This is a genomic window from Mucilaginibacter sp. UYP27 (assembly GCF_040547175.1).
Lineage (GTDB): Bacteria > Bacteroidota > Bacteroidia > Sphingobacteriales > Sphingobacteriaceae > Mucilaginibacter.
In genome coordinates this window covers 109,613-134,758 of sequence record NZ_JBEPPE010000004.1, presented here as the reverse complement: position 1 = coordinate 134,758, position 25,146 = coordinate 109,613, and the positions used below count along the sequence as shown (strand labels likewise).

Genomic DNA, 25,146 nt, shown 5'->3' with positions numbered 1-25,146 from the left:
GGCCGTAATCTTTTATTAAACTAATCACCATGTAAGGTTAACATGCAGCAAACCCGCCGTTAATGTCACTCATACACTTTTGCGCTTAATTAAAACTCACAAACTATTAAGCATGAAAAAACAATTCCTCAAAAAATTATGGCTCGTATGTCTGTTCAGTTTGCTGTTTGTAACAGCAGGTATGGCGCAAACTAACTTAGCCGGCATATCCGGTAAAGTAGCAGACGCCAGTGGCACATTGTTGCCAAATACAACCATCACCGTTAAAAATGAATCTACAGGCTTTACTATAAAAGCATCATCTAACTCAAAAGGTACATTTTTACTGAAAGAGCTGCCATTAGGTTCGCCTTACAGTATTACAGTCGAGGCAATGGGCCTTGCTACTCAAAAGCAAACGGGGTATTCCCTAAACCAGGGCGACCTTTTGCAGGTTTCGTTTGTGATGGAACAAAAAGTGCAGGAACTTAACGCGGTCGAGATCAAAGCGCCATCAACCCGTAACAAAATCGAGAACATTGGCTCTGCAACAGCGGTTACCGCTAAAGATATTGCAAAGTTACCGGTAAACGGACGTAACTTTACGTCGCTGGCAGATCTTTCGCCACTTAGCGCGGGCAGCAGTTTAAGCGGCCAGTTAGCATCAGCAACCAACTATACCATTGATGGTATGGCGGCAAGGGGCACCATATCCGGCGGCCAGCCAACGGGTGCTTATTCTATCTCGTTAGAAGCGGTAAGGGAGTTCCAGGTGGTTACCAACCAGTACGATGTTACCTATGGTAATGCAGGTGGTGGTACAATCAGTACGGTAACCAAATCGGGTACAAACGTACTTTCAGGTAGTGCCTTTACATACGCGCGTGCCAACTGGCTTTCCAGCCCGTACGGCCTAAATGGTTTGAAACGTAACCAGGCCTTTTCTACCTATCAGTACGGTTTCTCGTTAGGCGGCCCTATTGTTAAAGATAAAGCGCAGTTTTTTATTGCCTGGGATCACCAAGCCGATTCAAGGCCGTTATACATCGCCAACATCCAATCGGCAGATGACGAGAAGCGTTTTAACGTAACTCAAAATACATTAGATAATTTTTTAACCATCGCCAGGAATAAATATGGTGTGGCAAACTCGCCACAGTTTGGCCAGTTTGATAAATTTAAAAATACACACGCCGGCTTTATCCGTATAGACTGGCAGATAAACCCTAAGAACCTGTTTACTATCCGTAATAATTTTATTTACGATCTGGATAATCAATCAGACGGGGATAACACCGCTATCAATATTTACGAGGTTTACAGTACCCGTAAAAGCATGAACAATAGCGTAATGGCATCGTTACGTACCATCCTGAGTCCCAATTTAACTAACGAGTTAAAAGTTCAACATTACTGGGAATATAATAAGCTGTTTGCAAACAGCCAGTTACCAGAGGATAACATCCCACGGGCTATTATTCAAAACATTCCTTCGGTAGCAGCTGATGGTTCTACCTATTCTACCGCCATACAATTAGGCGGCCAGCGTTACGGCGGCGATTATTTTAATAACAACGTTGCCCAATTAACCGATAACGTTTACTGGACAAAAGGGAAATACAACTTTACCTTTGGCGGCGGCTTAACGTTCACCAACCAAAACTCAATTTACGGTAGCGAAATAAACGGCCGTTATTACTTTAGCGGTGGTTTAACCAATTTTGACAATTTAACCCCATATCGTTATGCGAGGGATATCTATACATCAACCGACAGGAATATAAAATTTAACATACTTGCGCCAAACTTATATGCGCAGGTACAAACAACCTTATTCCCCGGGTTTGATTTAACAGCAGGTATCCGTGCCGATTACACTACTTACCTTGACCAGGCAAACTTTAACGAAACGGTTTATAACACGCTTGGTTTAAATACCTCTAACAAACTGGCAACCTTCCAGGTGCAGCCAAGGGTACAGGCAACATGGGATGTAGGCCAAAATGGAAAAGACATCATCCGTTTGGGAGGTGGTATCTTAGGTTCGGCACTAAACCCGTACTCTATGATCAACAACATGTTGTTTGATGGGTCGCACATTATAGGTGTTGATATTACAAATGCAGCCTTGATACCTAAGCCAAACTTCCCCGGTTACCGGGCCGACCCTTCAACTGCACCGGGTTTAGATCTGCTTAACAATCCCGCTATAGCAAAACTGGCAACCATTAACATGAATGGTAAAGATGCCAAAGTACCGGTTGTCTACAAGGCTAACATATCTTACTCGCACTTCTTCGCGCAAAACTTTAGGGTTACCGCAAGCGGATATTTAAGCCTGGGCCGCAACAACTACACTTACCTTGATAAAAACATGGTAGATCAGCCATTCTTCCGCCTTGCAGCCGAAGATAACAGAGGAGTATATGTTCCCGCAAGTTCTATTAAGGCAGATAATGGTACGGTTGACTGGACACAAGGCAGAAAAACCACTCAGGTTGGCCGTGTGTTAGAATTGCAAAGCGTTGGTAAAGTAAACCAAATGGCATTTGTTTTTGATGCCGATTATAAGTACTACAAACAAGGCGAAATTTCGGTATCATACACCTGGAACCAAACCAAAGACAATACATCATACAACGGTAACGTAGCAAACACCGCTACGCTGGTACAATACGTAAAAGATGATCCACGCAACCTGGGTGGAATGAACTATTCTGATAACCAGTTCAGAAGCAAAATTGTAGCTTACGGTAGCTCACCAACATTCTACGGTTTTAGCGCGGGTGTTAGGTTCTCGGGCTTAAGCGGTACCCGTTACTCGTTATTTGTTAATGGAAACGTAAACGGGGATTTTGTTGCAAGTAACGATCTTGCCTACGTATACGACCCTAACGCTGCTTCTACCCCGCAATACCTTAAAGATGGTATCAACGCGGTATTGAACAACCCTAAGGTTGAAAAAGGGATGAAAGAATACATCCGTAACAGCTTTGGTAAAGTTGCCGAGCGTAACGGTGGTGTCAACCCATTTTATGGTGTGGTTGATTTGAGGCTGATCAAAAAATTAGCCATCGCTAAAAAGCAGTTTATCGAAGTATCGGTCGACCTATTTAACGTAAGCAACTTACTTAATAAAAACTGGGGTGTAAATCACAACCTTGGTGCAACATCAATTTACAACATTAAAAGCTTTGATGCCGCCAAGCAACAGTATGTGTACTCGGTTAATACAAACGCAGGTGTATCAAACTTAAGTGGTAACCCTTACCAGTTCCAGTTAGGTTTGCGTTACGGCTTTTAATTAAAACATTATGAAAAGAAATATATACGGTGCCCTTATAGTACTTGCCGCGGTATTAGGCTTAAAACAAAGTGCAATAGCACAAGCCCCACAGGCAAAATATGTGATACTGGTAACGATAGATGGCTTCAGGCCCGAGTTTTACCTGGATAGCGTTAACTATGCTATGCCTACGGTAAGGGAGTTAATGAAAAACGGCGTTGCAGCACAGGGGTTAAACCCTGTGTTCCCGTCGGTAACGTACCCGGATCATACTACTATGATAACCGGAGTAACCCCGGCAAAGCACGGCATCTATTACAACACACCGTTCGAGGCCGAAGGTGCAACAGGCAAATGGTATTGGGATTACAGCTTAATAAAATCGCCAACCCTTTGGGATGCCATGCACAAAGCAGGTAAAACAACGGCATGCATTCGTTGGCCGGTTACCGTAAACGCGCCCATAGATTACAGGATCCCCGAGTATTGGAACTATAAAAACATGAGCGACGCAAGGGAATATACCGCTGCTGCAACCCAACCTGCAACTTTATGGAAAGAGGTGCAGGATAATGCAACCGGGTTGTTGGAAGCAAGCGACCTTAACGCTAACAACGATGAACTGATACAAGACGAGAACGTTGCCCGTATTACCGGTTATATCATTAAAAAGTACAAGCCAAATTTTACCGCTTTGTACTTAGCCTGTACTGACCATTATGAACACGAAAACGGACGCGATCACTATATGGTGAAAGCTTCTGTAATAGGGGCGGATAGGGCCATTAAAACATTGGTTGAAGCTGTAAACAGGGCCAAAATTGCCGATAGTACATTGATCATTGTCCTGGGCGACCATGGTTTCGAGAATATCTACCGTAGCTTTAACCCTAATGTTTTGTTAAAACAGGCAGGTTTAATTACCGATGTTAAAACAGGCAATTGGAAAGCGCAGTTCCACTCATCGGGTGGTTCGTCATTTTTGCAATTAAAAGATAAAAATGATAAGGCTACCTTAAACAAAGTGACCGCTCTTATGGCGCAACAACCAGATTCTGTTAAACAATACTACCAGGTAATTAACAAGGCAGGCCTTGATAAAGTTGGTGCCGACCCTAACGTGCAGCTTGCAATTAGCGGTTTAAATGGCACCACTATAGGTAACGGTACCGAAACCCTTACACAAAAGTTTAACAAGGTGAAAGGCACCCACGGCTTTTACCCGGATCATAAACAGATCCAAACGGGCTTTGTGGCCTTTGGCCCCGGCCTCAAAAAAGGAACCGTTATCCCGGTGATGAACATGGTGGATATTGCACCATTTATAGGTAAACTGACAGGCGTAACCCTGCCAGCAACCGATGGTAAGCTTTACCCGGAGTTGTTTCAGTAAACCTTAAACACCAAAACAAGAAGCCCCACATCGAAAGATACGGGGCTTCTTGTTTTTATACCTATAAAATGGGTGTCATAGCACCTTACTTTGCTATGAATTTGTTAATAACGCTCACTAAATAATCAATATTGAAAGGCTTTTTTATGTAGGCATCATAGTCGAAATTACCAACTGCAATAGCCTGCTTTTGGTAAGCCGACATCAATATTACCGGTATGCCGGCGGTGTCTTTATGATTTTTTATTATTTTACATATTTGCCCGCCTGTCAAACCCGGCAGCATGTAGTCGGTTAAAACCAGGTCTGGTTGATGAGTTTTTACTAACGCTATTATGTCATCGGTTCCGTTAGAACCGCTCACCTCAAAGTTGGCAATATTTAATACCGTTGTAGTGATTTCAAGTATGTCATTGTCATCCTCTATTATAAGTATTTTTTTCTTCATAGTGTGTATCCGGATATGATCAGTCAGCGAGTTGGCTCTAAGCAGCTTTTAAAATGTTCCTGAGATGTTCTAAGTTGAGTGGTTTATTTATAAAATCTTCAACTAAGGGTTCACACTTAGATTTGTCCATATCCTCTCTGTATATAGAAGAGGAAAGAATGTAAATTTGAATCTTCTTTAATAATTTTAAACGCTCATATTCTCTTAAAAACTCCCACCCATTCATTTCAGGCATATTTAAGTCTAAAAAGATATAGTCGGGTAACTCATTAACATTAGTGTCGGCTACATTAATTAGTTTTTCAATTGCTCCGGCTCCGTTATTAATTGTATCAACATTAATCTCTCCATCTACTCTTTTAATCAACATTTTAATTATCATATTGTCCAGGGGTTCATCATCAATAACATAGATCCTGGTGGGCTGGGTATTCGTAATCATCAATGTCAAAACGCCAATACCTTGGGTTTTGTTTCCTTTTTTGTAAATTTTATGTTTTAATAGTTAATGTGTTTTCTGTAATAATAGCTTGTGTACATAAGATACAAGGTTTATATTAATATTAATTGGTGTGAAATTAAGTAATGTAGTCGATGGATTTGAACCCTCGGTATTTTCAAAACGAGATTGAGAGGCGGCGCCAAAAGCGTACAATTCAAATGCCGCGCAACTTCCATTTAGTGGCTTTTATGTTTCTGTATTACAAATGAATATGTTAGCTATCAATGTTATATTTACCATAAGCGTTTTAGCTAATAAATTAAACGATGGAGACAGAAGTAAGTACTAATTTTATTGGCCTGCTCGAAAGAGCTACCCGGACGATCATAGATGAGCCGGATAATTTAGGCGGCATTTATAAAGTGATTCACGAGTTACACACGGTGTATGCCGAACAATCAGAAGTTGCTGCCGGCGATATTACAGACGATGATATTATGCTGCCATCCGGTAAAGCAGTATCTACTATTAAGGCTGCCCATTGCCTGCTTGAGTTTCAGCGAACGGCAGTTTTTATTAGGGGAATATACAAGGCGGTTTGTAAGCTAAAGGCCGATTTTCCTTCAGAAACCATTCATATTTTATATGCGGGCTGCGGCCCTTATGCAACACTGCTTACGCCATTGGTCGCATTGTTCGATCATACCGAAATAGCCTTTACTTTACTTGACATTAACGGGGCATCGCTAAATGCGGTAAACAGGATGTATGATGGGCTAAATTTAAGTGAATATGTAAAAGAATATGTGTGTGCCGATGCCACAACTTATAAAATACCTGATGGCACAACAGTTCACCTGGCTTTATCAGAAACTATGCTAAATGCGCTAATGAAAGAGCCACAGGTAGCGGTTATGCAAAACCTTATACCTCAATTATTACCCAAGGCACTGTTTGTACCTGCTAAAATTACCGTGAGCGCAAATTTGTTGGACATGAACGAAGAACAAAATAGTAAAACAACGAAAATTTCACCGCGCCGTATGGCGCTTGGTGAAGTGTACACAATAAGCAAAGCGCATTATGCAACGCCAAAACTGGTCACCTTTAGTATTCCGGACGAGGTAGATAGTTTCAAATCGATTTTTTTGCATACCCGCATTGAAACCTATGGCGGTGAAGTATTAACCGATTACCAGTGCAGCCTTACCAACCCAAAAATGATTACCAGTGTAGGGGAAATGGAAGGTAAGCGAATAACATTTAATTACCTTAACGGTGAAACACCTGGTTTTACCTACCTGTGGGAGTAAATATTGGCTTACATTAGCTTTTAAGGTAAAAACGTCTATAAACTGCAGCCTGAATTAGTTTGTTGCTTTACCATTCAAAAACTAATTGATCTTATCGATATCCGGGTTTTTTATATCAGCTTTTTTTAATTCGTCAAAATCCTCCAGAAATTCCTCCTTAAAGGTTGGATGTGTTTTATCAAAAGGTACGTCTTTGCATTTCAAAAGAATTTTTCACTTTGATAAAACATAACAACAAGTAATCGATATGATTTTGCACACGTTTGAAGCATCATATTAGATATTACCTCATTGTTTTATAAAAATACTTTTGTGAAACAAAAACGGCCTTTAATATTTTAAAGGCCGTTTTGTAGTTAGTTAGTGACCTGGGAGGGGTTCGAACCCTCGACCCACTGATTAAGAGTCAGTTGCTCTACCAGCTGAGCTACCAAGTCAATACTGATGTTTTTGACGGGCTGCAAATATACGATTGATAGTTGTAACTACTAATATTTTGTTTAATTAGCACAGTACGCAGCACCGTTATCTACCTTGTTTTTAATTCTTCTTTTCAATTTGCAAACAATTTGCAAACAATTTAGCCTTGTAAATAAATTAATGAACTGTTTAGCTAATTTAAGCTATTACTCTGAATTAAGCAATCTGTTTTAACTTGTGTTTTCCATATCTGTTTTAGTTTAAGTGAATGAATGATTATGTTGCCCATACAGGCGTAAGGGATAACTAAATGCAGGGAGGAACGGAATAAATGTAGGGTTGGTGTAGGAGATTGTGTTTATGCCGTAGTTCCTTGCCTTGTGTTAAACCTCTTGCCTAACTTTGCTGAATAATCATTCTCACTCGCTCTTTTCCTAATTCAGAATTATTGAAATTTATTCTTTTATAGCAGTAGCTATAATCTTGAATTAGGATTTGGACATTCCATAACATAGGGTATATACCCCTTTATAAAAAGTGTCCACATTTGTAATAGTTGAGTGTAATGGCTATCTGACCTAATTTCTTATAAGGTAACAAGTATAAAGATTAGCTGGTTTTAGAAATAGTGACCTTTTAAATAAACAGTTTGAACTACTCTTACCTAATATTAGTTGCTACACTTTTTCAAAATTAAGGGTTATTAAGACCCTTTTTATTAAGTGTCCCAAAGTGGAATATTGGAAGAAATTGTAGATGCGATGCTTTCCTTATTTTTTAAAAGGTACTTTTCGAGATAAGAGTTCCATTGACATCTAGGTCAATTCAGAAATATCTAAATTTTATACTTTATACCTGGTGGATAGATCTTGAATTGATATAACATAATCTTGTACTGATTTCGAATACAAGCTTTAGATCTATCTTCCCTTATTTTTTATAAGGTAATGTTCGCAGTACCTTATAAATAAGAGGTTAAGTATCGTCTTATAAATGAATTTGCCTCTCATAATACAGCAATATGCCAGCTTCACAAATTATAGCCTTCGCTAAGACAGTCAATATGCTCAACCCTCATTCGCCTTAATTTACGAGACGGTCTGTCAAATCGCCAAGCTCTGACGACGTTCTTATAATACTTTTTATCGTCTGGCTTTACAATAGCAATTATGTAACTATCATTCTTTTGCCTTAATCGACAATCCGATGTAACAATGGTTTGATTTCGAGGGATCATCCCTATTATAGCAGTATCTAATATCTTGTACTTAACACTTGCACCCTCTTTCAAACAGGTATCTAATATCAACACATTGTACTGTCCTTTAGCTACGACACTTACTGCATAATTATCTTCTGTGGGCAATAACATAGTACCTATTTGCTCCTTGTAACCCTTGAAGGGTGGCAATTCATTGACATATTTGTAAGTACTGCCCATCAACCGACTGGTTGTAACAGTCCTTATCTGACTGTAGGATTGAGCATGGCTAACTAAGCTTAATGAAATAAGTAAAATAAACTTCATTTGTTCAATTGATATAGTGTCTGTTAGCTATTTAATATAGGATTGAATAAGTAGAATCCTGGTATCTCCTGATGTCAAAGAGTTTTCAACTGTAAGGCTGTTATCATTAAGCTCAGTCACCTTTGCATTCTGGACACCCGAGTCGTTTGTCAGTATTAGGACTTGAGTTGAAGCATTGTATTTGTAAGTACCTTTTTCGTCTCCTGCATAATATTGACCATCTGCACCAAAGGTTACAGAGGGAGCAGTATCTACATCAAAACCAGGATTGCTTTTCTCGGCACCGGTAATTGCATCATAAAACGTTGCCTTAGTAGATGCAGGATGCCAAGTTCCGATAATTAGTCTAGAAGCATCAATAGTGGTATTATCCTTTTTACATGAATACAAGCCTATTAGGCTGAATAGTACGAGAAAAATGTATAGTTTAATGTTCTTCATGGTTATTTTTTAATTCTTAAATCGTTATGAAGATCAAAGATAACACTAAACTCTTTGTTATCGATCCAACCAGGTCCGCCTTCTACTTTGAAAGGACAAATAAAATTCTGAATTGAGATTGTCCAATTTCCAAAAAGTTTTATCAAACTACTCTATATAGGTAAAATACAAAGAATTGATATTTTTTGGAAATGTTACAGAATTATATCGATTTGATGCTTAGTGGTGTGTTTGGAACGTATTTGGTGCAATTTGTCCTTTATGCCTTAAAAGGTACTATTCGCGGCCGTTGTCCCAAATTGTTGCAAAACATCTGTTTTAGCAACTAAATCGTCAATACGCGCTATTTAGCCGTTTCCAATTCCAAAAAGTTTGATGATGTTGCTTAGTATGGGAAATTTACAAAGATTTGAGATTTTTTGGAATTGTTACTTGGTTAGCATAGGATTGTAGTTTGGTGGTAGTGGGTTTAAATGTTGGGTGTATGCTAAGCTTATTCTTTAAAAGGTACTATTCGCAGCGATTAATAAATCAAGGCTCGGTAACTTTTAAGAAATAGGTTAATTACAAGTTTATTGCTCACTTAAAACAATTGCTGCATTCTTAGCTATATCCCTTTGATTTTCTTCTGTCACTACGACTGAATTAAATTTACTTGCGCCGTTGACGGTCACAAGAATATTTAGAATGCGATGCTCTGTTAAAATTCTTAACTCTTCCTTTGTAATGTCACACGCTATATTTAATACATCACCCTTGTTTGTTGTAACAGCTGCTGAGTATAAAGTATTTGCTTTAAACCCTATCGTATCATTGTTGTCAAGTTGCAGAATGAAACTTGTTCTTTTCATATCCACTGCTTCCGGGCTTAAATCTTTTATTTCAAACTCTATCCAAGAATACAGCAAGAGTAGCTTTCCGCCATCGTCTATGTAAATTAGGCTCTGCTTTTGTGTGTAAGGCTTAGGGCCTAATCTCGTACCATGATTTTTTGCTGACGTTTGTGCGGTCGCGTTAATACACCAAAAGAACATTACGATACCTAATATATTTTTCATCAGTCTAAGATAGTTCCTTTAATGATGAATTTGTTTACGTTAAGAACTATCACCGACTAAATATAAAATTAAGCCCGGTTAAGGGCTTTAAAGTTTATGCAGGTTGATAAGTAACCGACATGATGTAATCAGCGGCTCTTTGAGCCTGTGCAGCAGCTTTGATAACTAATGTTTTATCATTCTTCAATGCTTTAAGCCAGCTTTCAATGTAGGCTGCACTGTTGTCAATTGTAGCTTGACCTATCCCGGTTATTGCTCCCAGGAATGCAGCAGTCATTTCGGCTGTAAGTTCTTCTTTAGCGTATGTAGCAGAGCCTAAGCCATCTGAGTTTAAAAGTTCTTTTCGATTCAATCTGCTTTCATGGCCGGTGCTGTGTGCCAGTTCATGGAATAGTGTACTGTAATAAGCCTCATTAGATTTGCACTTTTTAAGGCTCGGTACGACAACGATATCGGTAGTCGGTTGATAGTATGCATTAGTTCCGTTCTTGCGTATGATGGGCTTATTTGGCATGTTAGCAATAACGTCTTCGCAAGCCTGTATTATTTCTACATCGCTTCGCAATTTTGCTTCGAAAGCAGGAAACTCGATATCTTCGGTTTGCGCGATGTTAAATACGGTGTAAGCCTTTGGTACCATTATCATTCTCGGCTTTGTAGCTTCATCAACTTTAGGTTGTTGATTAGCTTCTGCTGATTGGTTCTTCAGTTCGACTTCGGCCCAATAGATGATCCTGATGCCTCTCTCTCCTTTTTTAATAATGCCTCCAAGCTTTTGAGCCTGTTTGTAGGTAATGTAGTAAGGTGTTGGATAACCTTTAATCATCGAGTGAAAGTTTAGGAGAAATAGGTTCCATCCCCGGTAGTTAACGTTCGTGGTAATGTTCTTTGGTAGGCCAACCTGGTTCCAGGGGCATTGCCAGATGATAGTGCCTTCTTCAAGTGCTTTGATAACTGCATCAGTTACTTCCTGGTAAGTGTCAACGAAAGTGTTTGTTTGTGTGGGTTGTTGTGCTGTAGTAGCCATGATCTTAAATGATTTAAAGTGATTAAATGAATTAATTATGGCAGCCTGACAGCCTGTAAGAGGCAATAAGGTCAAGGTGGAGAGCAAAGAACTTTTAGGAACATGGAATAAATAGATGGAGCGATGGCAAAGTGGGTTTATGCCGTGTAAGCTCTAAAGTTTTTGATACTACCTTGGATTGTGGGAGTAAGTGGGAAATGGCCACCGTTTGCGGCTTAACTGGCTAACTTTGCTTGCCAGTATTGATTGTATTATGTGTGTGGTGGGATTACGCACATTTCTTATACAGAATAGATACTCTTATACCTTTTGGAAATAAAATGTGCGGTAAATATCTACTCTTATTTCTTATAAGGTAGGCTTCGACAGAGATGCACCCATGTAGTAACCTAATTTGTGTTTTTTATATCTGTGTGCATTTTAGAAAGTAATTCGATACACTTAGTAATTAATCTATTTCTAAGCCGGACAAACATCGTGTAGCGTTTATATTGCGCTTTGTTTGCAGAGTCATTGGAATATTTAAGTTTTAACGCTTCCAGACTGATAGTAATATTCAATCTTCCGATATAAGATTTAAGACGATTGTATATGTTTTGCATATACTGTAATTAACCCAAATAAGACAAACAGATTTTCTATTTTTTCAATTCGCGTTTGACAGCCGGAAACGCATTACCAACAACCTTTACAGCGGCTCTTAACTTCAATTCTGTAACACCTAATTGTTTGGTCCAAAAATCTATTGCATGTTGATCTTCAATATCAACAGTACGTGCATCTGCTGTTGCTTTTATTCTCTTTTTTGTCATTGTTAATTAAAATATTTAATTTGAACAACAATCTATTAAGAATGTTTAGCGCAGGGAACCTTTAGCTTTAATTAGAAACGCCTGGCTAAAAGCCAAGCGTTGACATATTATTTATAGATTTGACTTTATTACACTGTACAGCCTAATCATATTGTTAAACTAAAGCATATCAATTTGGCGTCAAAGTTTCATCATAAGAAACCGCAATATGCCTGTTACCTGCCATTAATCCCAACCCTGTCCAAATTTGTTTCCCATTTTGACTCCATACAAATTTATATACTCCGTTATAATTTATGATTTCTAAATCGCATTGTTCTACTGAGGTAATATCAGTTTTAACATCTGTTTCAGTGTATTTGCATTTGTATACGCCGTTAAGCCCTTTATCACATCTTTTCTTTCTAGCAATTTCAGTATCAACACAATATTCGTTTATAGTCGTCTCTAAAAGACCATTATTTGTATAGATCCCATTCAGTAGGTTGCCATTTTCCAAAATTTCATAAATTATAATACCGTGAAATGCCCTCATATGCCTTACTTAATATATCGAAGATAATAAAGGTTTAACGAGATGTACAATTAAACATTATATTAGTTGATTTACCGTTGTAGAGCTGCATTAAAGGCAAGGTGGAGATATAAGAATATGTGGAGGCTCCATTGATGGATACCCATATTCGTTATACTACCTTGAAAAGAAGTGACTGTATGATGATGTATCAGCTAACTTTGTAAGAAAATTTACGTAATAATATTATTTCACTTTATCTGCGCTTGTTAATGCATCCATTAAGTCACATTAAACCATTACTCAAAACTGGGAACGAAGGAATTATAGTAAACGGTAAGGTATCCAATCACACTCTATTAGATTTTTGGAGATGGAATGTTTCGGATATTTTGAGCAATGCTACAAGAGGACGTTTGGCAGAGTTTTTAGTTGCACTTGCGACAAACATTGATATTAAAGAAGTAAGGGAAGAGTGGGGTCCATATGATCTCACAACACCAGAAGGGATTAAGCTTGAAATAAAATCAGCGGCATATCTCCAATCTTGGGAGCAAAACGTTGTTTCTAAGATTTCGTTTAGCACGAAGCTGGCAAGAGCTTGGGATTGGGAAGTTGACAAGCGTTCTGCAATTGCAAAACGACATGCCGACGTTTATGTATTTTGTCTACTTAAACACGAAGATAAACAGACTATCAATCCGTTAGATTTAACTCATTGGGATTTCTATGTATTATCGACAACTGAACTTAATAAATATGAACGTAGCCAGCATTCTATTACATTAAATTCTTTAAAACGACATGCATCAGCAATTGGCTACAACGAACTTTTAAGTGAGATTGTATCAAAAAACGAACTCAATCATACTCAAGCTTAATGTAGCCTGTTCAATCAAGAATTTTAAATTGATTTAATGTAGTTTACTAACGTTGTTCGCCTGTATTTGCTAATAACGCCAGTTTCCTTTTTTGTAATTCCATCTGATGTAAAACTGTAGCATCGTAGTCATTCTCTTGTTCACCTATTTTACTCATCATTATAAATAATTCAATACACAAAAGAAAAATTATCCAAAGTAACCACACTGCTAAAGCCACACCGGATTCGGATATTAACAAATACATAACATTTAGTTCGTCTAAAAAGCCAACTTTCGATTTTATGTCAGCTTCAATCATAGGTCTTAAGGCTATAAGAGCACTATCTTTTCGCGCCTTTTGCGCCCGTAATCCTGAAATTTGTAAATCTATAGGATTCAACAGAGCCATCTTGGGGTTTTGAATAGTAGAAACTGTAAAACTGGTCGTATTAACCATGCTTGTTTTAGTTGTAGATAGTTTTAATGAATCGGTTGTCGTTGTTTGAATTGGTACCGCATTACTTTGTTGAGTAACAGATTTTATAGTTGGATGGAGAGATATATCATCTGCAATAGCTTTTCGTTCTTTTTCCTTTTTTTCAATCAGTGTATCCAATTTAACAGACTGTGAGCGTAATTCCTTTTCCTTTTCGGGAAGGACTTTATTTACCTTACCATCTAATAAGTAAATCTGCTTTTGGTCAATATCTTCTTTAAAAATATTTGATCAATAATAACAGATCCGATAATTGCCATAGTTAAGGCAATCAGTCCACGAAATGCATACATTTTCCAATTTTTATGAATTGCCATAATGATTTGCCTTTCAACTTGTATTATGATTATACACAATATACCACCCCCAAAAAGACAACCCAATAAGTTTGATTTAAGGTAACGCTGTGTGAACACAAATCCAATAAATGACCATAAAATACATATAATCAATAGTGCTGATGTGTAGCGTTTGACCGCTTTTGCTGAAACCTCACTTGAAGCATTAACTATATTGTAATTGTATCCTGTAAGAAAACAACCAAACTTTAACCACCAATCATTCATATTATAGTTTTCTTTTTAAGATTGCATGATGTGATATCGCAGCTAATCCATTTTTAAATCCTCGTGTATAGCTTATTAAAATACCCTGACTATCTCCTGAATCGCTATTAGCGTCTTTTTCAATTTCTACAACCTTTTCCATGTGGCTTAAGGCGATTTCTCTTTTCATTTTCAATTCTTCTACAGTGTCAACCATTCCACTCCTGCTTCTGCTATCAATGTGATAATTTATTTCTTTGATAAAGTCTTCATAGAACGTTTTTACTTTGTTTACAACTCGAATAAGTTCGTTTTTTAATGCCTCTAAATTTTGGCTCAAATGATTTGCATCTGGATTAACTAAGGCATCGTCATACCCTTTTCCTTCGTGGTTACGATCTAAGAAGCTAAACAAAACGTTTATGTTATTATCGGTAGGATTACTTGAATTGTCATTTGATATACTGGATGTTTTACCTTCATTTTGGATGAATACCTTTTCAGGGATATCATTAATCACTTCATCTGAAATAGGATTTGTAGTCGTAAACGACTGATCATTATTGTTTTTTCTAAAACTGAATAGGCCCATACTGTTATATTGAAAGATTTGGTACTTTATACTTGCTATGTCCACGATTATGACACTTTTTGCATAATGTAATTAGCAAAGAGTCATCATAGTCCCAAGGCACTTTAAACTGGCTAATTTCTTTAACGAAATGATATTGTCGGTGATGAACTTGGAGGTGTTCCCGAGAGAAGCAAATTACACATTGATTTCCATCTCGTTGTAAAATTGTTCTGCGTTTGATACGCCATCTTTCATCAAACAAAAGTTCTCCGTAAGATCCATGCGTTGGTATATGTTCGTTTACCGAATTGTGAGTATCGCTTATTTGCCCTCCCAATCGGTTACTCCCATCAAAAGTCCTTTTATTTATTAAATTTCGCAGATTTGGATATCTACTTTGTTCCAAATAATTATTCATTTGATATGAGAAGGTTGGTCTATAAATGTAAACTATATTATGAACATTTCAAAATTTATAATAGCGAACAAACCTGCGAACAGAGCAAAAGGTCTGTGAAGAGAGAGCCGAGAGGCGGCTTCACAGAATGCTTCACAAAAGGCTGGCGTTGCATTTGTCCTGGTGGGCTGAACGTTGGCAAACTCAAATGCCATGACAGCATTGAAGCGTTTTGCGAGATGCAGGTGAGCTAAAATTATGATGAGTGTATAGACTTTTAGATGTTGAGCGAAAACAAAGCTTAGCGAAGTTACAGCGATGCGTTTAAAAGGATAGCAAGAGCGAATGTGGAGTGGCGATTCTCCGAAAATCAAAGCGCATGACAAGCCGGCATCGACGGTTAAGCGTTAATGTGCTTTGAAAAAGCTTATTGATGCTTAACGAAGCTTGGCGTGATGGTTTGATGAGGTTAGAGCAACGAAACTCAAATGGACCTGGTGTGTGAAAGGCCACGGAGCGCAAAGAACAGATTTAACCATTCCCTCTTAAGCAACTCTTAGAGAATGGTTAAATATGGTTCTGTTTGCAATTCATTAGTTTGTGTTGTTGCCTTGTAGTGCAAATGTGTATATTGATTTTGTAGCTTGTTGGTCTATTGTAATGAGGTATAAAGTGTCACTGTCTCTGTAAATCCACTTTTGCTTACCTGCTCCTTCATTAGTATAGCTTACTAACTCGCACTTTAGCGATTTAATTGAAGATAGATACTGGTTGCGATAGATGGCTTTATCAGTGACGAACATGACTTTATCAATATATTTTGTCCCACTTCTTAACGTATTAACTTGTAAAGCGCCTACACTTGGCGAAGAATCTTTAAATAGCCAAGTAATAGACCGCTTATCTTCTTGCATATATATTAAAGAAGCCTCTGTTTGCCATTTGGGACTTAAAGCATTCATGTAAGCCTCGATCTCTTCTATAGCACCTTTTTGCCATAAAGTAAATAGTTTTTGTAACTGGATTGGACTAATGGATTGGGCAAAGATGTTACAGCTGCTTATTATAAGTACAAATGATATGATAGTTTTCTTGAGCATGATTGTGTTCTGATTTGTATGGCAACCTGCCAATGTGATTAGTGTCTGATTGAGCAATCAGAAATGTAGTACTCGTTCCAAGTTGTTACAGGTCGAAAGTTTGGGGTTATGATTATATGAAATCCTTTTTTGCGTGGAATGTAAGCAATCGAATACTCACTACGGGTTTGATAGTAAAGTGCTTCACCATCAGGAGCATATGATGTAGTATATGACTGAGATTTGATTAAGGCTTTATCATTAAGATAAAAACTTATGGTTCGGGCTGATTCATTAATAACAATTTGCCCCACTCCACTCTTGTCGAAGGTTTCTTGTCGTTGATTGCCGTTAACTACTTGTTCTCTGTATACATTGCAGTTACCTTCGTAAACTGTAATGGCTGGAAGCAAGGCAATAGGAACAATAAATGCCCCTTTAAAAATTAAACTTAGAAGTATAATACTGTGTTTTAAGGTCATGATCTCCATGTTTTACCGAAACAGTCCTTCATCGGTGGGTTAAATGCACGAAAGCGTGGAACTGCAACTAAGTCCACACACCCGAGGCTCTGGCGGAGCCCAATGCAACAGACGGTCGCAGCCCACACTTTCGCGTGGGCGCTTGACTTGTCTGTTCCTGTTGCATTTAATGAGATCGCCAGATTTCGGGATGCAAGAACAAAGCAAACGCTTTATCTTAATTTATATGAAGTAGTATAATTTACTATCTGTGGGGTTCCTCCTTTGTTTTGTTGTAAAGTTAATAATTGGTTTCGTATCAAGCCACACTAAGCAATTGTTTTCTTTGCTTAGCAGTCACCTTGTGCGTAATAAGTTTAAAAGTATGATGCCTGTTTCGCTCTTCGATGTGCTGGTACATTTCGCTACAGTTAATTATTACCCAATCCACTTGCACAGAATGTTCAATGTTTGTGTGGGTTAACTCTTTAGAGGTTAGTCGGTAAATTGTGCGTATGAACTTAGCTGTGAGCGTAGTGAACTCATTAGGCTTATCGAACGTTTCAACACCAAAGTGTATCGAGTAAACGTTGTCGAAGCCACAGTCAAGCCTTATGTATAACATAGGGGTTAGAAACTCGTGGATGATAGAGCCAGCTTCGTTTGCTGACTTGTCTTCCCTTGTAAGGGAATAACGGAGTTCTTCATGTGCTACTGTTGACAGTAGTTGTTTGGCAATCTTTAAAATAGCGTGGTAGGCTGCCTTAACAGCTCCGTTGTAAGCAGCTAGCTTTAGTTGCTTTGAGTTTGTAGTTTTCATGTTGCGTTGAGTTTAAATGAAAACAGCCTGATGATTTCTCACCAAGCTGTTAGATTGTTATTGATACGTTTTACCTATAAGAAGTAACGAAAGTGCTCCAGTTGATAAGCCAGCGCGTTGCTGTAGAAAGTTGCATAGTCGGGCTTTAAGCTAACTTCTTTAACTCTGAAGCTACTTGTTAAAGGCTGAAGCATTTCCCTTAACGCTACTTCATGTGGGCAATCATTAAATGCAAAATTTAAGGAGTAGCAGTAGTCAAACTCACATTCTAAAAAGAGGTAGAAGCTATCCGTTATGAAAGCGTACATCACTTGATTGTAAGCTATGGATTTATCCATCCTGAAGTCGCGCTCGACCGCTAACTGCTTACTGTCTTTCCATAAACGTTTAGCCCTGGCAAGCACATTGAAATAGGATATTTCTAAAGATAGGTTATCATTATGCTGCCTGCTGTTCGGATTGCGTGCTTGCGCGATTTGATAACGCTTTCTACCTGTAAAAAGTTGAGGTGGTTTTGTTTGCGATGGATCGGTTACTCTGATAGCCTTTTCGCACCTGCTACTTGTGTTTTGGTTCATATTTTCCAGTTTGATGTTAGTTGATTTGGTTTGTTTACACTTAGGTTGGCAATCAATCGTACAGTGCTACCTGACCTTTTAAAAGCTAAGACGGTTTCAAAACAGTTTCGAGGCACCACCTATAGAGATGAAATGAGTAGAAACCTGTTTGCTGAAAATCGTTATTTTAAAATGGCTGAGAGGTGTAGCAGTGATCGAGTGATAATCTTTTTGTCTTAACTCAACATTACACCGGGGGATTATATCTACCTCTTTAGCCGCCCGTAGAACAAAAAATAATTTTTTTATGTGCTGATAGGTGCTAGTAACACTTAAAGCATGCAAACTGATGCTGTACATCAGTAAACGATGTAGATTGAGACATTTATCCTTTTAAACTTACAGTAATTGCCGTTAAACGAATAAAGTTGCACAAAGGCAGCTTTAACAGGTTAATATTATAAGTTGCCATTTTTTAGAGAATTGCGGAGGTTTTCTCTATACAAACCATAATTTCATTTTTTTTGGAAAAGAATTAAGCCGCATTTGCTATGGTGTAGTTAATACGCAAAACTTTTAAGCCGTGTTGCCATTTACCTTTCTCATCCTTAACCTTGCCCTCGTCTAATTCAAACATATTAAAGTTATTCAAATCGCTTGCTTTAGCAATTTTCCTTGAACCATCTGGCTTTCTAATATTTAATTGATCGTATAATCCTTGTAATTTAACCTTGATTTCCTTGTTCGTGTATTCTCCGTTTAAATCAAATGTGTTTCCTATTAACAGTCTCAGCTGTGCGTCAACGTTTTTATTGCTTTGTTCTATCAGTTGTGCTTTCATGTCGTTATTGCTGTATTTTAGTTGTTCAATTTTTTCTATACCAAGTAGTTCAATTGCATCTATTAAAATGTTATAATCTTGCCGATAATGTTTTAGCAGATTTGCTGCATTATCGAAGATATAGGCACTTGGGTTGATTCTTAGTTCTTTTATATGGTCTACGATTTCTTTATTTATCGTTGCAGATGATTTCCTCTCATGAACAATTACAGGTATCGAAAACTTTATCTCCTCAACATCATAGTTGCATTTCTCCCAAGCTGATTTAATGGTTTCAGCATTGTTATATGTTTCCCGACAATATTGAGCGCAGCTTTGCTGATCCAATTTATCCAAGTTCAAATAAGCTTTGCCATTATTAAGATCTGTATAGTTTTTAATTACCGGCAAAAGCAGTTCTAAGTCAACCTGGCCATCATTTTTACAAGCAATTTTATGTTCATTAAATTGCCTAATATGTGCATTAGCATTGTATAGCCTTATTTTCTGAATTTCTTCAATAGATTTCATATCGCCTAATTCAAGGTTATTTGTAATATGATAGATTTTGTTTGGCTTATTATCAGGCTTTGACCGAAGCCTGCCCACACATTGGAACCCTTTAAATTGAATACCGCCTAACGTATGTGGTATAGCTTTATCTGTTAAGAAAATCATAGTGGCAGTTGAGTCATCAATCAAATCCCAACCTTCATTATACCTACTTGTGTAAAAATTAAACTTTTTAAAATCTTTTTCTGATGGCTGTTCAACATAATATTTGATAGCTTCACCTAAATTTACCATGTTTTTTTTATCACAATTGCATGCCACCATTACTTCAGTGATGCCAGAAGTGTTTATAAGCTTGGCTGTAGCTGTTACGGAAGCAAAAAAAACATGCACCCTTCCAGGGAACATATCAGGGTTCTTAATAAAGTGCATCATAACGCTTTGTGGATGCTCATTGTTTATCAAGGTTACAACTCCAAATTTTTCTTTGTAAGTTATTTTGTAATTTTCAAGCCGATTGAATCTAGGATGACTATAAGGAAAAGGGGTTGCCGAACCCATTGAAACATTTTTAAAATGCTCAATAAATTTAAAAGGATTTAAAATATCTTCTCTAAAAGCCTCAACCGCATAACAGTGCGATTCATCAAGAAAGAGAAAAAAATCATTATAAAGCCATTTAAGTTTCCTTATACTTTTGGCTGCTTCGATAATCTTTGGAAAACTTTCAGGGGTAACTAGCAGTTTTTTATATTTATAACCATCTTCTCGCAAAAGTTCATTGGCTATCATGCCAGAGGTAACGCCCTTAATTATCTTGAAAGGTTGAATATGGGCATAATCTTTAGAGTTATATTTATCTTCGATTATTGGTACACTAGATAACGCCAAAATACTATTTCTAGGTGCCATCATTTCTGCATATGTTATACCTAACGCGGTTTTAGATTTATCTACATTACTATTTAAAGGAATTCCATCTGGGAAGGCAACGTTGAATCTGTCGCCGATATTTAACGGTTTATTAACGATTGGTTTGTACATTTCAATTTGAAAAAGTCTTAAAGCAAGCTTATCTATTTTCTGAATGTATCTAGGGAAAAGGAGTATCTGTAGGAGCCAAAATTTTTGGAAAGTTGGGGCAAACAAAAAGGTCAGCCTTAAACTGACCTTTCATCCTTGCTTAGGGGAATTTCTTGACTTCTGAAATGATATGTAAAGATACGAAAAAGCCACCTGTAAATCAAATTTATTTGATAATCAATTGCTTACATATTATTAAACTATTTAATGATTAACTTTTAATATCACAGCAAAGGTTTTATATTTGCGATGTCTCAGATGCGATGCACCACACTCGCATTTTAATTTTTTTATGGCAACAGCGTATCGATTTTTGCCGATTTAATTTTTAATTTTTAATTTCTAGGTTATTCTTTTAAAAGTGAAGCACTGGTTTGAATTTATTCAACGGCGGCAACTTTAAACTTAAACCTATCGTTCTTTGAAATCTTGGTTTACAATAATTATTGACGATACGCATTTTAAAATTTCTAAATATTTAAATATATGCAGAACGAAACTAGTTCTTTGGATGCCAATGATGGCAACAAAAAAAAATCAAGTCAAAAGAAAGAGTTTGGCTTTGATAGTGTAAGAAATCTATCTCCAACAATGCTGGGTCGCTATCATGCCTTTCAGCCGAGATACAAAACACAAACTTTAAGCTTGCTTAAAAGCATTAAGTTACGTGGTAAAGACGGAATTGAAAGTGTGAGCGATAAGTCCGATACCGCCAATAGTAGCACTGGCAATGATCTAAAGTACAATCGGAGCGTAACAGAAGGTTTTAAAATTGGAGTTGAATACGATGGCGGGCAGGTAAGCGCTATTATATGTTCCAGTCGATCTGTTAGTGAATTAACTCGTTTAAAAGGAAAGATAATTCCACAATGTATCGCGGAGTTAGGGAAGCTTTTTATAGTTGAAAGTTACCTTAAAATGGGCCCAAATGGAAAGAGAGAGCGTTATTATAAACCCATATTTGCATTATTAGTAATCTAATCCAGAATAACAAATGTTACATTAAGCCCACCATAACGGTGGGCTTTTTAGTTTATAGTTGTAGCGCTGCATCTTGCAGCTCTAGGCTATCAAACTCTCCATGACTTTATAGAGAAACAGGACAGTCAGCCATCCTGCTTTTATTTTATTAAGAAAAGTTGTTATATAAACTAAGCTTACTTCTTATAAGGGAACTTGTTTGCTTCTGTTTAAATACATAGTTAAGGACTGTAGGGATTTGCAGAGGGCAAGGTAGAATCGAAATTATGATCTTGTCATTCATGGAGTCTATTAATTCGGTATCGAATTCGTCAAGGTAAATATTTGTGATTTTATTCCCGTATTCATGACCCATACCTTCCGCAATCATTTCATTTGGATATCCAAGACGTTTTGCAATTGTAGCCCAGGTATGCCGAATTACATATGTCGTAATATTGGCGATCACACAACATTGTACAGCTATACGATTAAGATACTTGTTAGTGGTTTTTATCCATTGCCTCGATATCTTTTTAGACACATCGCTATCCTCAACCATTCCTTTTGGAAATATTGGTAATAGATAGCCATTGGCTGAGTTTTCATAATGCTTAAGTATTATCCTTGCAACCGGATGAAGTTTTATAGTGTATAGCTTATGAGTTTTACGCCTACGGTAAACTACGCACCCATCCCTAATATTACTTTCTTTAAGGTAGGCCATATCTGTAAATGATATTCCTCGTAGTGTATAACTTAGAAACAGGTAGTTTGAGGCATGCCATTCTTGTGAATCTGCTACCTTTGGATGGATGTAAAGCTTTCGCAATTCTTCAATCTTAATTGCTCTCTTAGCTGTTTTCTCTGTTTTGATAGGTATGTCGTGGAAAGGGTAGAGGTCTCTACTTACTATCTTAGCTTTAATCGCTTTGTTATACAACGCGCGAATACATCTAAGATAATTACCTACACTATTTTTCTTAAGCCCTTGTTGAACCAACTTGCTTTTAAACCCATCCAGAAATGTGTAGTCAATATCACTAAAGAGTATATCTGAATTGCCGCAATAGTCTATAACCCGATTAACCGCCGTTAAATATACTAAAGCACCTCCTGTTCTCTTAGATTTACGCATGTCATCCATTACGGTCTCAGCGTATTCCTTGAATGACTTTTGCTTTTCTCTTTTTACTGTAGTAGGATAGAGGCGGTTCTTGAGTTCATCAAATGTGAACGTTTGATCGTTTTCAATATTCAAAATCGACTTCTGTACCTTGACATAAAATTCGCTGGCTTTACTGCTTAACGCAATTGAATTAGGAGTAGCTTTTGTAACTTGTAGAGTGTTTTTATCCCAGTGTTCAGCTTTAAGAAAGATGCCGGTTTGATAAGTGTTAACCTTACGATTATAAGTTACCCGTACTACTACTGGGAAAGTGCCGTCTTGTTTTGCTCGACGTTCGTCAAGAGCTAATTTGTAAGAAACCATAATGTGATAATTATGGCTAAATCGTTTGCAAACCATTTGCAAACAAAGAAGAATATTACATATGTATATTAGAGTAGATACCCTTATCTCGACCCGTTTGGGCGTCAAACGCCCAAGCTTAACTGATTAAGAGTCAGTTGCTCTACCAGCTGAGCTACCAAGTCAATACTGATGTTTTTGACGGGCTGCAAATATACGATTGATAGTTGTAACTACTAATATTTTGTTTAATAGTCACTTTTATTCTTCTATAAAAGTAGCTAAAATCCTGAATTGCTAATCCGGTAACATAATGGGTTTAACTTTAATTGTAAATATCTTCATATCACTTACGGTCCTGTGCCTTCCTACTTTCTTTATAATAATCTGAAGGTTTGATGGATTTTACTATCTTCACATTCTAATTTAAAACCTCATTACATGAAACATTTTTCCAAAACTATCTTATTCCTTGCTTTTATTTGCTTGAGTTTCTCATCGTGCTATGTTAACACTTTTAAAGTAGGAAAAGGTGCTCAATCAAATGTTAAGGTTTCCAAATGGAATCATTACGTCTTGTTTGGCTTAGCGCCAGTTGGTGTGTCTGATCCGAATACTTTGGCAGGCGGAGCACAAGACTACACGGTTACCATTCAGCACAGTTTTGTAAATGGACTATTAAACGCCATCACGTTTGGTCTTTATTCACCAACTACAACAACTGTAACAAAGTAATTTTAATGGCAGGGCGAAGGTCCTGCCTTCATTTTTATGCGATACTTCGTTTTTATCTTAAGCATTATCTTTATAATTAGTATTGTTATCAATGTTTTGGGGCTTGATATCGAAAGCACTTTTAAAAGAATAACAAACTATGGCTTCGGTTACATAACAGGTAATATATTGTTACTTGTGGCTTTTTTATTTATTGCATTTTTATCGGGACGCGCCATTGTTAAAAAGGACTTAAACGGCTCTGACTAGTAAAAGCCCCGTTAATTGCTTTTTAAATTTATGCTTGTTGATAAGTAACCGACATAATAATCAGCGGCTGTTTAAGCCTGAAGAGTCTACTAAAGTGCTGGGCCTTTATTATTTTTGTATTACTTCAAAAGAAAGATCAACTGTGGTAAGCTTTTTAATGTGTAGCAACGCTGATTCACCGTTATTTGCTGTCATTATAGTTTCCGGTTCCATCTTTTAAAAATTGAAAAAAGCGCCCTTGTTGCTTGGAACAGGGAATACCTCAGCTTCTTGTACCTGCCCATCGTTGTTGTAATTCAGCCCCACCTTAGTCATATTCCGAAATCCAATTAACAAGCTTTCATTGTCCCAGGCGTTACATTATCTTTTTTGCAGGATGTAAAGGAGATTATGAAGACCGCAATAGCCAATACTGCTAAAATAATTTTTAATGTTTTCATAGGTTGATCTTATGTTTATCAAACATTCATCAGCTACACCAACACTTTTGCAGCAAGGGGCAGGAACCCTTTTTTATGATTGAACAAGGAGTTTGAAAAAGCAGAGTTGCATTAGGTATTAAATAAAAAAGCCTCTAAGTAACACTTAGAGGCTTAAACTCTCACTATTGAACTCATAAACCAATTAACCAACAATTCATTATACGTTGTACTCATATTTAGGTTGCATTGAATTTAAAGGATTTTAAAAATTTAACGTAAGAACGATAGAATGGCACCTTTTAAGAAAATAATTAATTATAGCATATCGGTTAAAAGTAAACTGCATTATACTTTTCATAGTAATTAACTATTTTACAACAAGGGTGTTTTTAACCTATTTTGAAATTTAAATCTGGGTAAAAAAGGCTTATTTGATATCA

At 37.3% G+C, this 25,146-nt stretch carries 22 protein-coding genes, 2 tRNA genes and 1 pseudogene; 6 read left to right on the top strand and 19 right to left on the bottom strand.

Going from position 1 to position 25,146, the window contains the following annotated elements:
* Positions 1-112: 112 nt before the first annotated feature.
* Both ABIB39_RS14815 and ABIB39_RS14810 read left to right on the top strand, forming a co-directional pair.
* Positions 113-3,283: a TonB-dependent receptor gene (locus ABIB39_RS14815; protein ID WP_354430939.1), complete on the top strand. Its 3,171-nt coding sequence runs from the start codon at positions 113-115 to the stop codon at positions 3,281-3,283.
* A gap of 10 nt (positions 3,284-3,293) precedes the next feature.
* The gene (locus ABIB39_RS14810) at positions 3,294-4,658 is read left to right on the top strand and encodes an alkaline phosphatase family protein (protein ID WP_354430938.1); all 1,365 of its coding nucleotides are present in this window, start codon (positions 3,294-3,296) and stop codon (positions 4,656-4,658) included.
* Between the two features lie 85 nt (positions 4,659-4,743).
* Here the strand turns inward: ABIB39_RS14810 and ABIB39_RS14805 are convergent, their stop codons facing one another.
* Both ABIB39_RS14805 and ABIB39_RS14800 read right to left on the bottom strand, forming a co-directional pair.
* The gene (locus ABIB39_RS14805) at positions 4,744-5,106 is read right to left on the bottom strand and encodes a response regulator (protein ID WP_354430937.1); all 363 of its coding nucleotides are present in this window, start codon (positions 5,104-5,106) and stop codon (positions 4,744-4,746) included.
* A 37-nt stretch (positions 5,107-5,143) separates the two neighbouring features.
* Entirely contained in the window at positions 5,144-5,548 is a 405-nt protein-coding gene (locus tag ABIB39_RS14800) for a response regulator (protein ID WP_354430936.1), read from the bottom strand.
* A 326-nt stretch (positions 5,549-5,874) separates the two neighbouring features.
* Here ABIB39_RS14800 and ABIB39_RS14795 point away from each other — a divergent pair, with 326 nt between their 5' ends.
* Complete coding sequence (locus ABIB39_RS14795; protein WP_354430935.1) at positions 5,875-6,861, top strand: SAM-dependent methyltransferase; 987 nt, start codon at positions 5,875-5,877, stop codon at positions 6,859-6,861.
* 81 nt (positions 6,862-6,942) lie between these two features.
* Here ABIB39_RS14795 and ABIB39_RS14790 read toward each other — a convergent pair whose 3' ends face one another.
* The 8 genes from ABIB39_RS14790 to ABIB39_RS14755 all read right to left on the bottom strand — a co-directional run bounded on the left by ABIB39_RS14790 (position 6,943) and on the right by ABIB39_RS14755 (position 12,682).
* Positions 6,943-7,065 carry a hypothetical protein gene (locus ABIB39_RS14790; RefSeq protein ID WP_354430934.1) on the bottom strand — a complete coding sequence of 41 codons (123 nt, stop codon included), beginning with the start codon at positions 7,063-7,065 and terminating at the stop codon, positions 6,943-6,945.
* 160 nt (positions 7,066-7,225) lie between these two features.
* Positions 7,226-7,298: transfer RNA gene (locus ABIB39_RS14785), tRNA-Lys, on the bottom strand.
* A 1,013-nt stretch (positions 7,299-8,311) separates the two neighbouring features.
* The gene (locus tag ABIB39_RS14780; protein ID WP_354430933.1) at positions 8,312-8,809 is read right to left on the bottom strand and encodes a hypothetical protein; all 498 of its coding nucleotides are present in this window, start codon (positions 8,807-8,809) and stop codon (positions 8,312-8,314) included.
* A 27-nt stretch (positions 8,810-8,836) separates the two neighbouring features.
* A complete protein-coding gene (locus tag ABIB39_RS14775; RefSeq protein ID WP_354430932.1) occupies positions 8,837-9,250 on the bottom strand; it encodes a lipocalin family protein in 414 nt (137 codons plus the stop codon).
* Positions 9,251-9,822: 572 nt separating this feature from the next.
* The gene (locus ABIB39_RS14770; protein WP_354430931.1) at positions 9,823-10,308 is read right to left on the bottom strand and encodes a hypothetical protein; all 486 of its coding nucleotides are present in this window, start codon (positions 10,306-10,308) and stop codon (positions 9,823-9,825) included.
* Between the two features lie 94 nt (positions 10,309-10,402).
* Positions 10,403-11,335 carry an ArdC family protein gene (locus tag ABIB39_RS14765; RefSeq protein WP_354430930.1) on the bottom strand — a complete coding sequence of 311 codons (933 nt, stop codon included), beginning with the start codon at positions 11,333-11,335 and terminating at the stop codon, positions 10,403-10,405.
* A 638-nt stretch (positions 11,336-11,973) separates the two neighbouring features.
* Positions 11,974-12,147, bottom strand: coding sequence for a DUF3606 domain-containing protein (locus ABIB39_RS14760; protein ID WP_354430929.1), 174 nt, complete (start codon positions 12,145-12,147; stop codon positions 11,974-11,976).
* Between the two features lie 169 nt (positions 12,148-12,316).
* Positions 12,317-12,682 (bottom strand): hypothetical protein, encoded by a 366-nt coding sequence (locus ABIB39_RS14755; protein WP_354430928.1) that lies wholly within the window; start codon positions 12,680-12,682, stop codon positions 12,317-12,319.
* A gap of 251 nt (positions 12,683-12,933) precedes the next feature.
* Here ABIB39_RS14755 and ABIB39_RS14750 point away from each other — a divergent pair, with 251 nt between their 5' ends.
* A complete protein-coding gene (locus tag ABIB39_RS14750) occupies positions 12,934-13,542 on the top strand; it encodes a hypothetical protein (protein ID WP_354430927.1) in 609 nt (202 codons plus the stop codon).
* 46 nt (positions 13,543-13,588) lie between these two features.
* Here the strand turns inward: ABIB39_RS14750 and ABIB39_RS14745 are convergent.
* The 7 genes and pseudogenes from ABIB39_RS14745 to ABIB39_RS14715 all read right to left on the bottom strand — a co-directional run bounded on the left by ABIB39_RS14745 (position 13,589) and on the right by ABIB39_RS14715 (position 20,830).
* Positions 13,589-14,586, bottom strand: a pseudogene (locus ABIB39_RS14745) (DUF4407 domain-containing protein).
* A 1-nt stretch (position 14,587) separates the two neighbouring features.
* Positions 14,588-15,157, bottom strand: a complete 570-nt coding sequence (locus tag ABIB39_RS14740) for a hypothetical protein (RefSeq protein ID WP_354430926.1) — start codon at positions 15,155-15,157, stop codon at positions 14,588-14,590.
* Positions 15,158-16,129: 972 nt separating this feature from the next.
* On the bottom strand, positions 16,130-16,636 hold the full coding sequence (locus ABIB39_RS14735; protein ID WP_354430925.1) for a hypothetical protein: 507 nt from the start codon (positions 16,634-16,636) through the stop codon (positions 16,130-16,132).
* A 38-nt stretch (positions 16,637-16,674) separates the two neighbouring features.
* Positions 16,675-17,097, bottom strand: coding sequence for a hypothetical protein (locus ABIB39_RS14730; RefSeq protein ID WP_354430924.1), 423 nt, complete (start codon positions 17,095-17,097; stop codon positions 16,675-16,677).
* Positions 17,098-17,395: 298 nt separating this feature from the next.
* Positions 17,396-17,896, bottom strand: a complete 501-nt coding sequence (locus ABIB39_RS14725) for a hypothetical protein (protein WP_354430923.1) — start codon at positions 17,894-17,896, stop codon at positions 17,396-17,398.
* A 74-nt stretch (positions 17,897-17,970) separates the two neighbouring features.
* Positions 17,971-18,474: a hypothetical protein gene (locus tag ABIB39_RS14720; RefSeq protein ID WP_354430922.1), complete on the bottom strand. Its 504-nt coding sequence runs from the start codon at positions 18,472-18,474 to the stop codon at positions 17,971-17,973.
* Between the two features lie 514 nt (positions 18,475-18,988).
* Positions 18,989-20,830, bottom strand: a complete 1,842-nt coding sequence (locus ABIB39_RS14715) for a DEAD/DEAH box helicase family protein (protein WP_354430921.1) — start codon at positions 20,828-20,830, stop codon at positions 18,989-18,991.
* 525 nt (positions 20,831-21,355) lie between these two features.
* On the opposite strand from ABIB39_RS14715, the gene ABIB39_RS14710 reads away from it, so the two are divergent.
* A complete protein-coding gene (locus tag ABIB39_RS14710) occupies positions 21,356-21,850 on the top strand; it encodes a hypothetical protein (protein WP_354430920.1) in 495 nt (164 codons plus the stop codon).
* Between the two features lie 148 nt (positions 21,851-21,998).
* Here the strand turns inward: ABIB39_RS14710 and ABIB39_RS14705 are convergent, their stop codons facing one another.
* Positions 21,999-23,321 carry a phage integrase SAM-like domain-containing protein gene (locus tag ABIB39_RS14705; protein ID WP_354430919.1) on the bottom strand — a complete coding sequence of 441 codons (1,323 nt, stop codon included), beginning with the start codon at positions 23,319-23,321 and terminating at the stop codon, positions 21,999-22,001.
* Between the two features lie 88 nt (positions 23,322-23,409).
* A tRNA-Lys gene (locus tag ABIB39_RS14700) sits at positions 23,410-23,486 on the bottom strand.
* Between the two features lie 255 nt (positions 23,487-23,741).
* On the opposite strand from ABIB39_RS14700, the gene ABIB39_RS14695 reads away from it, so the two are divergent.
* Positions 23,742-24,035 (top strand): Bor family protein, encoded by a 294-nt coding sequence (locus ABIB39_RS14695; RefSeq protein ID WP_354430918.1) that lies wholly within the window; start codon positions 23,742-23,744, stop codon positions 24,033-24,035.
* Positions 24,036-25,146 lie beyond the last annotated feature (1,111 nt).